12 protein-coding genes, 1 rRNA gene and 1 riboswitch are annotated in these 14,037 nt (G+C 70.4%); of the genes, 12 read left to right on the top strand and 1 reads right to left on the bottom strand.

The features are described 5' to 3' along the window. The 11 genes from rrf to ACH4ZX_RS36265 form a co-directional block, all read left to right on the top strand. A 5S ribosomal RNA gene (gene rrf, locus ACH4ZX_RS36215) occupies positions 1 to 95 on the top strand; the annotation flags it as partial. A gap of 107 nt (positions 96 to 202) precedes the next feature. Next, positions 203 to 811, top strand: coding sequence for a CDP-alcohol phosphatidyltransferase family protein (locus tag ACH4ZX_RS36220; protein WP_398282479.1), 609 nt, complete (start codon positions 203 to 205; stop codon positions 809 to 811). 114 nt (positions 812 to 925) lie between these two features. After that, entirely contained in the window at positions 926 to 3,421 is a 2,496-nt protein-coding gene (locus ACH4ZX_RS36225) for a sugar phosphate nucleotidyltransferase (RefSeq protein ID WP_398282481.1), read from the top strand. A 107-nt stretch (positions 3,422 to 3,528) separates the two neighbouring features. Beyond that, positions 3,529 to 4,440, top strand: coding sequence for a DUF881 domain-containing protein (locus tag ACH4ZX_RS36230; RefSeq protein WP_398282483.1), 912 nt, complete (start codon positions 3,529 to 3,531; stop codon positions 4,438 to 4,440). Further along, positions 4,437 to 4,769, top strand: coding sequence for a small basic family protein (locus ACH4ZX_RS36235; RefSeq protein WP_003988855.1), 333 nt, complete (start codon positions 4,437 to 4,439; stop codon positions 4,767 to 4,769). Before ACH4ZX_RS36230 ends, ACH4ZX_RS36235 begins: the two co-directional genes overlap by 4 nt. A gap of 5 nt (positions 4,770 to 4,774) precedes the next feature. Next, positions 4,775 to 5,653, top strand: coding sequence for a DUF881 domain-containing protein (locus ACH4ZX_RS36240; RefSeq protein ID WP_398282485.1), 879 nt, complete (start codon positions 4,775 to 4,777; stop codon positions 5,651 to 5,653). A 130-nt stretch (positions 5,654 to 5,783) separates the two neighbouring features. Next, complete coding sequence (locus ACH4ZX_RS36245; protein WP_360754638.1) at positions 5,784 to 6,620, top strand: FHA domain-containing protein; 837 nt, start codon at positions 5,784 to 5,786, stop codon at positions 6,618 to 6,620. A 42-nt stretch (positions 6,621 to 6,662) separates the two neighbouring features. Next, positions 6,663 to 7,400: a MerR family transcriptional regulator gene (locus ACH4ZX_RS36250; RefSeq protein ID WP_398282487.1), complete on the top strand. Its 738-nt coding sequence runs from the start codon at positions 6,663 to 6,665 to the stop codon at positions 7,398 to 7,400. An 85-nt stretch (positions 7,401 to 7,485) separates the two neighbouring features. Next, positions 7,486 to 7,959 carry a bifunctional nuclease family protein gene (locus ACH4ZX_RS36255; protein ID WP_004002801.1) on the top strand — a complete coding sequence of 158 codons (474 nt, stop codon included), beginning with the start codon at positions 7,486 to 7,488 and terminating at the stop codon, positions 7,957 to 7,959. Positions 7,960 to 8,222: 263 nt separating this feature from the next. Continuing rightward, positions 8,223 to 8,906, top strand: coding sequence for a MerR family transcriptional regulator (locus ACH4ZX_RS36260; protein ID WP_398282489.1), 684 nt, complete (start codon positions 8,223 to 8,225; stop codon positions 8,904 to 8,906). Between the two features lie 54 nt (positions 8,907 to 8,960). Then, on the top strand, positions 8,961 to 10,427 hold the full coding sequence (locus ACH4ZX_RS36265; protein ID WP_398282491.1) for a DNA polymerase IV: 1,467 nt from the start codon (positions 8,961 to 8,963) through the stop codon (positions 10,425 to 10,427). Here ACH4ZX_RS36265 and ACH4ZX_RS36270 read toward each other — a convergent pair. After that, entirely contained in the window at positions 10,343 to 10,720 is a 378-nt protein-coding gene (locus ACH4ZX_RS36270; protein WP_398282493.1) for a PRC-barrel domain-containing protein, read from the bottom strand. The genes ACH4ZX_RS36265 and ACH4ZX_RS36270 overlap by 85 nt on opposite strands. 108 nt (positions 10,721 to 10,828) lie before the next feature. Continuing rightward, positions 10,829 to 10,924: riboswitch (glycine riboswitch) on the top strand. Positions 10,925 to 11,102: 178 nt separating this feature from the next. Between ACH4ZX_RS36270 and gcvP the strand changes: the two genes are divergently transcribed. After that, positions 11,103 to 13,988, top strand: a complete 2,886-nt coding sequence (gcvP, locus tag ACH4ZX_RS36275; protein WP_398282495.1) for an aminomethyl-transferring glycine dehydrogenase — start codon at positions 11,103 to 11,105, stop codon at positions 13,986 to 13,988. The last annotated feature ends 49 nt before the right edge of the window (positions 13,989 to 14,037 follow it).

The raw sequence follows: 14,037 nt of genomic DNA on the forward strand, positions 1-14,037 counted from the left end.
AAACGCCCGGTTACATTCCGAACCCGGAAGCTAAGCCTTACAGCGCCGATGGTACTGCAGGGGGGACCCTGTGGGAGAGTAGGACGCCGCCGAACTCCTTTTACAGCTCCGGCTCCTGGGCATCGCCCAGGAGCCGGAGCTTTTTTACGTTGAGGTAGGGTCAGGGAGCATCGTCGGTTCGTTTCCCACAGGAGGCCCCCGGGTGGAGGTCCAGGAGACACGCGTCCAGACGGACCGGGTCCTCACCATCCCCAACATCCTCAGCATGGCGCGGCTCGTCGGCGTACCGCTCTTCCTGTGGCTGATTCTGAGGCCCGAGTTCGGTGGACCCAAGAGCGACGGCTGGGCGCTGCTGGTGCTGGCGCTGAGCGGAATCAGCGACTACCTGGACGGCAAGCTCGCGCGGCGCTGGAACCAGATCAGCAGCCTCGGCCGGCTTCTGGATCCGGCGGCCGACCGGCTCTACATTCTCTCGACTTTGGTCGGCCTCACCTGGCGCGAGATTCTGCCACTCTGGTTGACCGCTGCACTTCTGGCGCGAGAGCTGGTTCTGCTGGTGATGGTGGGCGTCCTCAGACGGCACGGCTATCCGCCGCCCCAGGTGAACTTCCTGGGGAAGGCAGCCACCTTCAACCTGATGTACGCCTTCCCGCTACTCCTGCTCAGTGACGGAACTGGATGGATCTCGTCACTCGCTGCTATTTTCGGATGGGCGTTCGCAGGATGGGGTACAACCCTCTACTGGTGGGCAGGAGTTCTCTACGTGGTACAAGTCCGCCGCCTGGTTCGTGCGGACGTCATGGCCGATTGAACTCACCGATTGTGCGGTCGTAGCGGCTCGATGGCCCCTGGCGAAAAAGTGCGCGACAATCTGGACGGGTGAAGTCGGCTAGACCGTCGTCTCTTAGAGGAGGACGCTTCCGACATGAAGGCCGTCGTGATGGCCGGAGGCGAAGGCACACGCCTTCGCCCCATGACCTCGAGCATGCCCAAGCCGCTCCTGCCGGTGGCCAACCGGCCGATCATGGAGCACGTGCTGCGGCTGCTCAAAAGGCATGGGCTGAACGAGACCGTCGTAACCGTCCAGTTCCTGGCCTCCCTGGTCAAGAACTACTTCGGTGACGGTGAAGAGCTCGGAATGGAGCTCTCCTATGCCAACGAGGAGAAGCCACTCGGTACCGCCGGAAGCGTCAAGAACGCCGAAGAGGCGTTGAAGGACGATGCTTTCCTCGTCATCTCCGGCGATGCCCTGACCGACTTCGACCTCACCGAGCTGATCAATTTCCACAAGGAAAAGGGCGCCCTGGTCACGGTCTGCCTGACACGCGTGCCGAACCCGTTGGAGTTCGGCATCACGATCGTCGACGACGAGGGCAAGGTCGAGCGCTTCCTGGAGAAGCCGACCTGGGGCCAGGTCTTCTCGGACACCGTGAACACGGGCATCTATGTCATGGAGCCCGAGGTCTTCGACTACGTCGAAGCCGATGTGCCCGTCGACTGGTCCGGCGACGTCTTCCCTCAGCTGATGAAGGAGGGCAAGCCGATCTACGGCTATGTCGCGGAGGGCTACTGGGAGGACGTCGGCACGCACGAGAGCTACGTCAAGGCGCAGGCCGACGTGCTGGAGGGCAAGGTCGACGTCGAGATCGACGGCTTCGAGATCTCCCCCGGCGTATGGGTGGCGGAGGGCGCCGAGGTGCACCCCGACGCCGTACTGCGCGGCCCGCTCTACATCGGGGACTACGCCAAGGTCGAGGCGGGCGCCGAGATCCGCGAGCACACCGTCGTCGGCTCCAACGTCGTCGTCAAGAGCGGGGCCTTCCTGCACAAGGCCGTGGTGCACGACAACGTCTACGTGGGCCAGCACAGCAACCTGCGCGGCTGCGTGGTAGGCAAGAACACCGACATCATGCGGGCGGCGCGGATCGAGGACGGCGCGGTCATCGGAGACGAGTGCCTGATCGGTGAAGAATCGATCGTTCAGGGCAATGTGCGCGTGTACCCGTTCAAGACCATCGAGGCCGGCGCCTTCGTCAACACCTCGGTGATCTGGGAGTCCAGAGGCCAGGCGCACCTCTTCGGGGCCCGCGGCGTCTCCGGCATCCTGAACGTGGAGATCACCCCCGAACTCGCGGTGCGGCTCGCCGGCGCCTACGCCACGACCCTCAAGAAGGGGGCGACGGTCACCACGGCCCGCGACCACTCCCGTGGTGCCCGCGCGCTCAAGCGGGCGGTCATCTCCGCGCTGCAGGCCAGCGCCATCGACGTACGCGACCTGGAGAACGTGCCGCTGCCCGTGGCCCGGCAGCAGACCGCGCGGGGCAGCGCCGGCGGCATCATGATCCGGACCAGCCCCGGGGTGCCGGACTCCGTGGACATCATGTTCTTCGACGGGCAGGGCGCGGACCTGTCGCAGGCCAGCCAGCGCAAGCTCGACCGGGTGTTCGCGCGGCAGGAGTACCGGCGCGCGTTCCCCGGCGAGATCGGGGACCTGCACTTCCCGTCCAGCGTCTTCGACTCGTACACCGGATCGCTGCTGCGCAACGTCGACACGACCGGGGTCTCGGAGTCCGGGCTCAAGGTCGTCGTCGACGCCTCCAACGGCAGTGCCGGCCTCGTGCTGCCGAGTCTGCTCGGCAAGCTGGGTGTGGACTCGCTCACCATCAACCCCGGTCTCGACGAGTCGCGGCCCACGGAGACCGCCGAGGTGCGGCGTGCGGGGCTGGTGCGGCTCGGTGAGATCGTCGCGTCCTCGGGCGCGGCGTTCGGCGTGCGCTTCGACCCGGTCGGTGAGCGGCTGTCGCTGGTGGACGAGAAGGGGCGGATCGTGGAGGACGACCGCGCCCTGCTGGTCATGCTCGACCTGGTGGCGGCCGAGCGGCGCAGCGGGCGGGTGGCGCTTCCGGTGACCACGACGAGGATCGCCGAGCAGGTTGCCGCGTACCACGGTACGCAGGTGGAGTGGACGACGACCTCGCCGGACGACCTGACCCGGGTCGGCGGCGACGAGTCGACCATCTTCGGCGGCGACGGCAAGGGCGGTTTCATCGTCCCCGAGTTCAGCAGCGTCTTCGACGGCACGGCGGCCTTCGTGCGGCTGATCGGACTGGTGGCGCGGACGCAGCTCACCCTCAGCCAGATCGACGCGCGCATCCCGCGGGCGCACGTCCTCAAACGCGATCTGGCGACCCCGTGGGCCGTGAAGGGGCTCGTCATGCGGCGGGTCGTCGAAGCGGCCGGAGACCGCTTCGTGGACACCACCGACGGGGTGCGGGTGGTGGAGACCGACGGGCGCTGGGTCATGGTGCTGCCGGACCCGGCCGAGGCCGTCACCCACCTGTGGGCGGAGGGGCCCGACGACGCGTCCGCCCAGGCCCTGCTGGACGAGTGGGCGGCCGTCGTGGACAGCGCCGGCCGCTGAGAGCTACACCACGCGGGCGTGCCGGACACGTGTCCCGGAAGGGACCGGTCCGGCACGTCGGTGGGGCCATTCGGAGGTAGTGGGCGCGACGTGCGACGATGTGCGGCATGCCGCAGCAGCCCCCCGTTCGGAGTACACCCACGCGCCCTTCGCGGCCGGACGCGTCCATGTCGCTGCTCACCAACGTCATGGACCACAGCCTCGACGACGGCTACGCCGAGGCGGCCGCCCGCAAGCGGGCCGCGGGCGCGGGCGGTGTGCCGAAGCCCCTCCGGGCCAGGCTCGGACTGGCCGGGGGTCTGGTGCTCGCCGCCCTGGTGGTCACCGTCGGCGCCGCACAGGCGCGCGTGGCGGCGCCCGTCGTCGCCAAGGAGCGCCAGGAACTGATCGACCGGATCGACCGCGAGACCACGGCGGCCGACAAGCTCGAGAACTCCGTCGACGAGCTGCGCCGCGACGTCAGCGCGCGGCAGCGGGAGGCCCTCAGGCAGAGCGGCGGGGACCGGACCGAGGTGGTGGGCATCCTCTCGGGCGCCGTGGAGGTGCACGGACCGGGGGTGAAACTGGTCGTCGACGACGCCAAGGAAGCCACCACCGGGGGCGACGGCGACCCGCGCGAGACCTCCGGATTCTCCGACACCGGGCGGGTGCGCGACCGGGACATGCAGCGTGTGGTCAACGGGCTGTGGGAGTCCGGCGCCGAGGCGGTCTCCATCAACGGGCAGCGGCTGACGGCGCTGTCGGCCGTCAGGGCCGCGGGCGACGCGATACTGGTCGACAACAAGCCACTCGTGCCGCCGTATACGGTGCTCGCTGTGGGGGACGGCCAGAGGCTCAGCACCAGGTTCCAGGACAGCGCCGACGGGCTGTATCTGCATGCCCTGCAGCAGAACTACGGCATCCGGACCGCCATCTCCGTGGAGGGGGACCTCCGGCTGCCCGCCGCACCGAGTGTGATCGTGCGCACAGCACAGCCGCACACCGAGAAGACCGAGAAGACTGAGAAGGGCACATCGTGATCGCCGTACTGGGCCTCGTCGTGGGAGTCGTGGCCGGACTGCTGGTCCGGCCTGAGGTTCCGGCGGTCGTCGAGCCTTACCTGCCGATCGCCGTCGTCGCGGCGCTGGACGCCGTCTTCGGAGGCCTCCGGGCCATGCTCGACGGCATCTTCGACGACAAGGTCTTCGTGGTGTCCTTCCTGTCCAACGTCGTCGTCGCCGCGCTGATCGTGTTCCTGGGCGACAAGCTGGGCGTCGGGGCCCAGCTGTCCACCGGTGTCGTGGTCGTCCTCGGCATCCGGATCTTCTCCAACGCCGCGGCGATCCGCCGGCACGTGTTCCGGGCGTGAGACCGATGAGCGACAAGGACGAGACGCCGGCGAACAGGCTGCGCAAGGAACTGCCCGAAGAGGTCCCGGCGCCCGCCCCGCCCTCCGCTCCGCGGCCCCCCGCTGCCGCCGGGAACGCCCCGGAGAGCGCCCCCGAGGGCGAAGCCGCCCCCGAGGCCGAGCTGACGGGACGGCAGCGGCTGGCGAAGGGACTGTGGCCGCCGCGCGTGACCCGCGCCCAACTCATCGTCGCCCTGCTGCTGTTCGGCCTCGGCTTCGGTCTGGCCGTGCAGGTCGCCTCCAACAGCGACAGCGACAGCGCCCTGCGCGGCGCGCGTCAGGAAGATCTCGTCCGCATCCTCGATGAACTGGACGACCGCACACAACGTCTTGAAGACGAGAAGCAGGGACTCGAGAAGCAGCGCGACGAGCTGGAGAACAGCTCGGACCAGGCCGAGGAGGCCCGCAGGCAGACGGTCCAGAAGGAACGTCAACTGGGCGTCCTGGCGGGCACGGTGGCCGCTCAGGGCCCCGGCATCACCATGACCATCGAGGACACGAAGGGAACGGTCGAGGCCGACATGCTGCTGGACGCCATCCAGGAGCTGCGCGCGGCGGGCGCGGAGGCGATACAGGTCAACGACGTGCGCGTCGTCGCGAGCACGTACCTCACGGACTCGGGCAAGAGCGTGAGCGTCGACGGGAACAAGATCAACGCGCCCTATCGTTTCAAGGTCATCGGCAAGCCGGAGGACTTGGAGCCGGCGCTCAACATCCCTGGAGGCGTGGTGCAGACCCTCGAGAAGGAGCAGGCCACCGTTACCGTCGAGCGGTCGGACAAGATCGTCGTGGACGCCTTGCGAGCTGCGAAGCAGCCTGACTACGCTCGGTCGTCCGCCCAGTGAACCGGCGGTGCATGGGGGCCGTCCGGCAGGGGCATGAGGTTGCGGGGGGTCGGCGCACCGAAGGGGTGGCGCGTGGTGGAAACTGTCTGGTGGATACGGACGTTGTGAAGTTGTCCGGGTCGGCCGGCGTATGCAGTCAGGGTTCGTCCTGCCCCACGGGCGGGTCTGTTTCGGTCAAGGGGAATCGCCCGTGAAGTTGTTTGCGAAGTTGTTCGGCAAGAGCGCGCGAGAGGGCGGCGACAACGCGACCGCCCGCCATCGCGCACAGTCCGATGCGGAGGGCCAGCGCCCGCTGTTCCGGGACCAGGTCGCTGGTCCGGGCGGGGACATTTCCGGAGGCCAGGGCGCGGCGTCTGTTGACCCTGCGCAGTCCGGCGGCATAGGTTTCGGGCAACCGTCAACCTCAAGTACGGGTGGAGGGTTTTCCCCTATGTCGGCCCTGGTGTGTACGAGGTGCGGTAACCGCAACGCGGAGAGCAGCCGCTTCTGCTCGAACTGCGGCGCGCCGCTGCGGGCGGGCGCGGCCGCCGAGCGGCCGTCGGAGACGACGTCCACCATCTCCATCTCCGGTCTCGAGGCCTACGACGCCGAGGCCACCGGCCAGACGCCGATCCCGGCGCTGTCCCCGGAGGCGCAGGCGGCCGTGGACGCCCTGCCGCTGGGCTCGGCGCTCCTGGTCGTGCGCCGCGGGCCGAACTCGGGCAGCCGCTTCCTGCTGGACAGCGACCTGACCACGGCCGGGCGTCACCCGCAGAGCGACATCTTCCTGGACGACGTCACGGTGTCGCGTCGGCACGTGGAGTTCCGCCGCGCCGCGGACGGCTCGTTCACCGTGGCCGACGTGGGCAGCCTGAACGGCACGTACGTCAACCGCGAGCGGATCGACCAGGTCGCGCTGCACAACGGCGACGAAGTGCAGATCGGCAAGTACCGGCTGGTCTTCTACGCGAGCCAGCAGGGCTACTGACCCTCCTCCGGACTCGGTCCGGGGAGACCCCAGGGAAGGTCCATGCTTCGATCACCGAGCGGCGGTGCCGGGCACGGCGCCGCCGCCACGGACAGCGGCCTGATGAGCATCGGCACGGTGCTGAACGTGCTGCGCGAGGAGTTCCCCGAAGTCACCATCTCCAAGATCCGTTTCCTGGAGTCGGAGGGCCTCATCGAGCCCCGGCGGACCCCGTCGGGGTACCGCAAGTTCAGCGCGCAGGACGTCGAGCGCCTGGGGCACGTCCTGAGGATGCAGCGGGACCACTATCTGCCGCTCAAGGTGATCCGCGAGCACCTGGAGGCCATGGAGCGCGGCGAGGCCGTGCCGCTGCCCGCGCTCGGCAGGCAGCGGGACGGCGAGACCGTCCCGGAGGCCGCCGAGCAGCCCACGGCGGCCAGGATCGGCCGGGCGCAGCTGCTGGCGGCCGCCGGGATCGGGGAAGAGGAACTCAAGGAGTGGGAGTCCTACGGGCTCGTCGCTCCACTGCCGGACGGGGCCTACGACGCCGAGGCGGCCACCGTCGCGTCGCTCGTCGTCGAACTGGGCCGGTTCGGCATCGAGCCCCGGCACCTCAGGGCGCTGCGGGCCGCGGCCGACCGCGAGGCCGGACTCATCGACCAGGTGGTGGCCCCGCTCAAGCGCCACCGCAATCCGCAGACCAGGGCCCACGCCGAGGCCCGCACGAAAGAGCTGGCCGCGCTCACGGTCAGGCTCCACACGGCGCTCGTGCAGACCGCGCTCGGTGTGCGCCTGCCGTGAGGCGGACCCGCCGCATGCGGCAGGATCGGCCACCCGTTCCCTGCCCGACTACCCAAACGTCCCGGGCACGGCCTAGGGTTGCTGTGTGAACGAGCTCGATGTCGTAGGTGTCCGGGTCGAGATGCCCTCCAACCAACCGATCGTGCTCCTGCGTGAAGTGGGAGGCGACCGCTACCTCCCCATCTGGATCGGGCCGGGGGAGGCGACGGCGATCGCCTTCGCCCAGCAGGGCATGGCCCCCGCACGACCGCTGACCCACGACCTGTTCAAGGACGTGCTGGAGGCCGTCGGCCAGGAGCTCACCGAAGTGCGCATCACGGACCTGCGTGAGGGCGTCTTCTACGCGGAGCTGGTCTTCGCCAGCGGGGTAGAGGTGAGCGCCCGCCCGTCCGATGCCATAGCGCTGGCCCTGCGCACCGGAACGCCGATCTACGGCAGCGACGGGGTGCTCGACGACGCCGGCATCGCGATCCCCGACGAGCAGGAGGACGAGGTGGAGAAGTTCCGCGAGTTCCTCGACCAGATCTCGCCGGAGGACTTCGGCACCAGCAGCCAGTGAGGCGTGGCCGGCCCGGCGGACGCCCCGGTGCGCCACGCGGGCCGGTGCACGGCCGGTCGCGGGTCGGCCGCGGGCGATGACCGGCGGCCGGTGAGGGCGTGGTGCGGCCTGCCCGGAGCGCATTCGGCTAGCCTTTCCCCGCGGTTGGCTGCGGGAAACCACTCGTGGGGTGATTATCACTCGGCGTGCCGAGTGTGGCGGTCGTTGACGCACCCCTGGTGGCTGCCTACCGTCGAGAAGGCAGGTCAAGGACGGAGGTCGGCGTGAGAAGCAGCGGCGACGGTACGGCTGGGGGTGCCCCTGGACACGGTCCCGGGGCGAGCGGTCCGTACCCTTCCCCGAGCTCTCGGCTCCGTGCGAGCGGGGAATACCCCCATCACGGCAGCGCGGCCGACCACGTTCCGCAGCGACCGGCGGCCGTGCCGAGCAGCGGAGGGGCGACGTCCATGGCGTCCGAGGAGATCGGCTACCGCGGTCCGACGGCCTGCGTGGCCGCCGGCATCACTTACCGGCAACTGGACTACTGGGCCCGTACCGGCCTCGTCGAGCCCAGCGTGCGCCCCGCCTACGGCTCGGGGACGCAGCGGCTGTACAGCTTCCGGGACGTCGTCGTCCTGAAGATCGTCAAGCGGTTCCTGGACACCGGGGTGTCGCTGCAGAACATCCGCACCACCGTGCAGCACCTGCGGGAGCGCGGCTTCCGTGACCTGGAACGCATGACGCTGATGAGCGACGGCGCCACGGTCTACGAGTGCACCTCTCCCGACGAGGTCCACGCGTTGCTCCAAGGGGGTCAGGGCGTCTTCGGGATCGCCGTGGGCGTGGTGTGGCGGGACGTGGAGAACGCGCTGTCGCAGCTGCACGGGGAGCGCGTCGACACCGGCGAGACCCTCGTCGGGCACAATCCGGCGGACGAGCTGGCACGGCGGCGCAACCGGGCGGTGTGAGGCCGGCCCCTCGCGCCCGCGACGTTGTCAGTGGCGTAGGGCAGCATCGGACATGTGAGAACCGCGCCCACGATCCTGCATCTCGACATGGATGCCTTCTACGCCTCGGCGGAGCAGGCAGCCAAGCCGAGTCTGCGCGGGAAGGCCGTCGTCGTGGGCGGGCTCGGGCCGCGCGGGGTGGTCGCCACCGCGTCGTACGAGGCACGGGTCTTCGGGGTCCGCTCCGCCATGCCGATGGCGCAGGCCCGGCGGCTGGCGCCGAACGCGGCCTACCTCGTGCCCCGCTTCGGCCTCTACCGGGCGATCAGCGAGCAGGTGATGGGGCTGCTGCACGCGCTGTCGCCGCTGGTGGAGCCGCTGAGCCTGGACGAGGCGTTCGTGGACCTGGAGGCCGGGGACGCCGCCTGGGACGAGACGTCGGCGCGGCTGGTGGGGGAGAGGCTGCGCGCCGACATACGGGGCCTGACCGGGCTCACCGGGTCCGTGGGCCTCGCCGCCTCCAAGATGCTCGCGAAGATCGCCTCCGAGGAGGCCAAGCCCGACGGGCTGGTGGTGATCGAGCCGGGCACCGAGCGGGCCCTGCTCGAGCCTATGCCGGTGCGGATCCTGCCGGGCGTGGGACCGGCGACCGGGGACCACCTGCGGCGGGCCGGCATCACCACGGTCGGCGACATCGCCGAGGCGGGGGAGGACGAACTGGTGCGGCTGCTGGGCAAGGCCCACGGCCACGCCCTGTACGCCATGGCGCTGGCGCGCGACGACCGGCCCGTGGTGGCCGAGCGGGAGGCGAAGTCGGTGTCGGTCGAGGACACCTACGACGTCGACATCCACGACCGGATCCGGGTGGGCACGGAGGTGGGGCGGCTGGCCGACCGCTGCGTACGGCGGCTCCGCGCGGCCGGGCTGTCCGGGCGGACCATCGTGCTGAAGGTCCGGCGCTACGACTTCTCCACGCTGACCCGTTCGGAGACGCTGCGGGGGCCGACCGACGACCCCGCGGTCGTGCGGGAGGCCGCCGCGCGGTTGCTGGAGTCGGTGGACACCACGGGGGGTGTGCGGCTGCTGGGGGTGGGGGTGAGCGGCCTGGCCGACTACACGCAGGAGGACCTGTTCGCGCAGGCTGCCGGGGAGCGGGAGCGGGAGCGGGAGAGCGGGCATACGGATGAGCCCGAGGAGCTGCCGGCGGAGCGGCAGACGGCTCCGGCGGAGCGGCGGTGGCCCGCGGGGCACGACGTACGGCATGCCGAGTTCGGGCACGGGTGGGTGCAGGGGAGCGGGCTCGGACGGGTGACCGTGCGGTTCGAGACGCCCGGCTCGCAGCCCGGGCGGGTGCGGACGTTCCGGGTCGACGACCCCGACCTGGAGCCGGCCGATCCGCTGCCGCTGGTGCCACTGATATCGGAGGGACCACAGGAACAGGGGGCCGGGGAGTCGGCCTATGCCTCGTCCGAGCCCGCCAGCCTGCCGAAGTCGTGCTCGGCGTCGTCGAAGGCGGACGGCGGGGCGACGTCCAGGCCGTAGTGGTGGTAGAGCTGCAGTTCCTGCTCGGGGGAGAGGTGGCGGCCGACGCCGAAGTCGGGGGCGTCCTTGATCAGGGAGCGGTCGAAGGGGACGTGCAGGGCGCCCTCCACCAGTTCGCTGGGCTCCAGTGGGACGAAGGCGTCCCGGGAGAACAGTCCGGTGCGTATGGCGGCCCACTCCGGCATGCCGGTCGCGTCGTCGAGGTAGACCTCGTCGACGGTGCCGATCTTGGTGCCGTTGCGGTCGAACGCCTTGCGGCCGATCAGGTTGCGCGGATCGATGTCGGTCTGCACGGGCCCTCCTCCTGGTCGCGTTCGTCATCACTACGAAAGAGCACAACGCGGTGGGCGGCCACTCGAAGGCCGGGGTGTCGTGCCCGCTGGTACGCTGGCAACGGCTGCTGACCCCGTGCGGGAGAGTCCTCCGGACATCACCGGAGGCGCCGAAGGAGCAAATCCTCCCCGGAATCTCTCAGGCTCACGTACCGCACGGACGAGGTCACTCTGGAAAGCAGAGCGGGTGTCGCGACGGCCTCCGCTCTCACCGACGGTGCAAGCCGCAAGCCCTCGGGCGGCCCGGTGAAGCTCTCAGGTTGAGATGACAGAGGGGGAGGCCGTCCGGGTACCCGCGCCGTGGTGCCCCTCGAAGGTCGCGCAAGACCAGGAGGCCTCCGCAATGACCGCCCACCGCATTCCGCTCTCCGAGCTCGAGCAGGGCATCCCCTTCGAACAGCGCCACATCGGGCCCGATCAGGAAGCGCGGGCGAAGATGCTCGCCCAGGTCGGGTACGGCTCGCTGGACGAGCTCACCGCCGCCGCGGTGCCGGATGTGATCAAGAACGCCGACGCCCTCGACCTGCCGGGCGCGCGCACCGAGGCGGAGGTGCTCGCCGAGCTGCGGTCGCTCGCCGAGCGCAACCAGGTGCTCGACTCCATGATCGGGCTCGGGTACTACGGCACCTTCACCCCGCCCGTCATCCTGCGCAACGTGCTGGAGAACCCGGCCTGGTACACCGCCTACACGCCCTACCAGCCGGAGATCTCCCAGGGCCGCCTCGAGGCCCTGCTGAACTTCCAGACGATGGTCGCCGACCTCACCGGCCTGCCGACCTCCGGCGCCTCGCTGCTCGACGAGGGCACGGCGGCCGCCGAGGCCGTGGCGCTGTCCCGGCGCATGGGGAAGAACAAGAAGGGCCTCTTCCTCGTCGACGCCGACGCGCTGCCGCAGACCATCGCCGTGATCGAGACCCGCGCCGAGCCGACGGGCGTCGAGGTCGTCGTGGCCGACCTCAGCGACGGCATCCCCGCCGAGGTCGCCGCGCGCGAGATCAACGGCGTGCTCATCCAGTACCCCGGCGCCTCCGGCGCCGTACGCGACATCAAGCCGGTCATCGACCAGGCACACGAGTTGGGCGCGCTGGTCACCGTGGCCGCCGACCTGCTCGCGCTGACGCTGCTGAAGTCGCCCGGCGAACTCGGCGCGGACATCGCGGTCGGCACGACCCAGCGGTTCGGCGTGCCCATGGGCTTCGGCGGGCCGCACGCCGGCTACATGGCGGTGCACGAGAAGTTCGCCCGCAGCCTGCCCGGGCGTCTGGTGGGCGTCTCCGTCGACGCCGACGGGCACAAGGCCTACCGGCTCGCGCTGCAGACGCGTGAGCAGCACATCCGCCGGGAGAAGGCCACCAGCAACATCTGCACCGCCCAGGTGCTGCTCGCCGTGATGGCCGGCATGTACGCCGTCTACCACGGTCCCGAGGGGCTGAAGGGCATCGCCCGGCGCACCCACCGGTACGCCGCGATCCTCGCCGAGGGCCTCCGGGCCGGCGGGGTCGAGGTCGTGCACGGCGCCTACTTCGACACCCTGACCGTCCGCGTCCCGGCGAAGGCCGGCGAGGTCGTCGCCGCCGCGCGGCGAGGCGGGGTCAACCTGCACCTCGTCGACGCCGACCACGTCCTGGTCGCCTGCGACGAGACCACCACGCGGGCGCAGCTGGGCGCCGTATGGGCGGCTTTCGGCGTCGAGGGCGACGTCGGGGCGCTGGACGCGGCGGCCGGGGACGCGCTGCCGGAGGCGCTGCTGCGCACCGACGGCTACCTCAACCACCCCGTCTTCCACCAGTACCGCTCCGAGACCGCCATGCTGCGCTACCTGCGCCGCCTGGCCGACCGTGACTACGCGCTCGACCGCGGCATGATCCCGCTGGGCTCCTGCACGATGAAGCTCAACGCGACCACGGAGATGGAGCCGATCACCTGGCCCGAGTTCGGGCAGCTGCACCCCTTCGTGCCCGTGGAGCAGGCGCAGGGCTACCTCACCCTCATCCACGAGCTGGAGGAACGTCTCGCCGAGGTCACCGGCTACGACAAGGTGTCCCTCCAGCCCAACGCCGGGTCGCAGGGCGAGCTGGCCGGTCTGCTCGCCGTGCGCGGCTACCACCGCGCCAACGGCGACGAGCAGCGCACGGTCTGCCTGATCCCGTCCTCCGCGCACGGCACCAACGCCGCGAGCGCCGCGATGGCCGGCATGAAGGTCGTCGTCGTGAAGACCGCCGAGGACGGCGAGATCGACGTCGCGGACCTGCGGGCCAAGATCGAGCAGTACCGCGACGAACTGGCGGTGCTGATGATCACCTACCCGTCGACGCACGGCGTGTTCGAGGAGCACGTCGCCGACATCTGCGCCCAGGTGCACGAGGCGGGCGGGCAGGTGTACGTCGACGGCGCCAACCTCAACGCCCTGGTCGGCCTCGCCAAGCCGGGCCACTTCGGCGGTGACGTCTCCCACCTGAACCTGCACAAGACGTTCTGCATCCCGCACGGCGGCGGCGGCCCCGGCGTCGGACCGGTCGGGGTGCGCGCGCACCTGGCGCCGTACCTGCCGAACCACCCGCTGCAGCCGGAGGCCGGTCCCGAGACCGGCGTGGGCCCCGTCTCGGCGGCTCCCTGGGGGTCGGCGGGCATCCTGCCCATCTCCTGGACGTACGTCCGCCTGATGGGCGGTGAGGGGCTGAAGCGGGCCACGCAGGTGGCGGTGCTGAGCGCCAACTACGTCGCCAAGCGCCTGGAGCCGCACTACCCGGTGCTGTACACCGGCCCCGGCGGCCTGGTCGCGCACGAGTGCATCATCGACCTGCGGCCGCTGACCAAGGCGACCGGCGTGAGCGTCGACGACGTCGCCAAGCGGCTGATCGACTACGGCTTCCACGCGCCGACCATGTCGTTCCCGGTGGCCGGGACGCTGATGATCGAGCCGACCGAGTCCGAGGACCTGACCGAGCTCGACCGGTTCTGCGACGCGATGATCGCGATCCGCGCGGAGATCGAGAAGGTCGGCTCCGGCGAGTGGCCCGCCGACGACAACCCGCTGCGCAACGCGCCGCACACCGCGGCCGCGCTGACCGGCGAGTGGGAGCACGCCTACACCCGCGAGGAGGCCGTCTTCCCGGCCGGCGGCTCCGCGGCCGACAAGTACTGGCCGCCGGTGCGCCGCATCGACCAGGCCTTCGGCGACCGGAACCTGGTGTGCTCGTGCCCGCCGCCGGACGCCTACGAGGACTGACGGCGGCGTGACCGACCGCGGCCACGGCTGACCGCGGCGACGGACGCAC

This window comes from Streptomyces sp. NPDC020490 (assembly GCF_044335305.1).
Classification (GTDB): Bacteria; Actinomycetota; Actinomycetes; order Streptomycetales; family Streptomycetaceae; genus Streptomyces.

What these genes read in the sequence shown, in the direction of transcription:
- ACH4ZX_RS36245 (WP_360754638.1), top strand. Translation starts at nt 5,784, where the DNA reads ATGCAGTCAGGGTTCGTCCTGCCCCACGGGCGGGTCTGTTTCGGTCAA.
- ACH4ZX_RS36250 (WP_398282487.1), top strand. Translation starts at nt 6,663, where the DNA reads ATGCTTCGATCACCGAGCGGCGGTGCCGGGCACGGCGCCGCCGCCACG.
- ACH4ZX_RS36240 (WP_398282485.1), top strand. Translation starts at nt 4,775, where the DNA reads ATGAGCGACAAGGACGAGACGCCGGCGAACAGGCTGCGCAAGGAACTG.
- ACH4ZX_RS36225 (WP_398282481.1), top strand. Translation starts at nt 926, where the DNA reads ATGAAGGCCGTCGTGATGGCCGGAGGCGAAGGCACACGCCTTCGCCCC.
- ACH4ZX_RS36230 (WP_398282483.1), top strand. Translation starts at nt 3,529, where the DNA reads ATGCCGCAGCAGCCCCCCGTTCGGAGTACACCCACGCGCCCTTCGCGG.
- gcvP (WP_398282495.1), top strand. Translation starts at nt 11,103, where the DNA reads ATGACCGCCCACCGCATTCCGCTCTCCGAGCTCGAGCAGGGCATCCCC.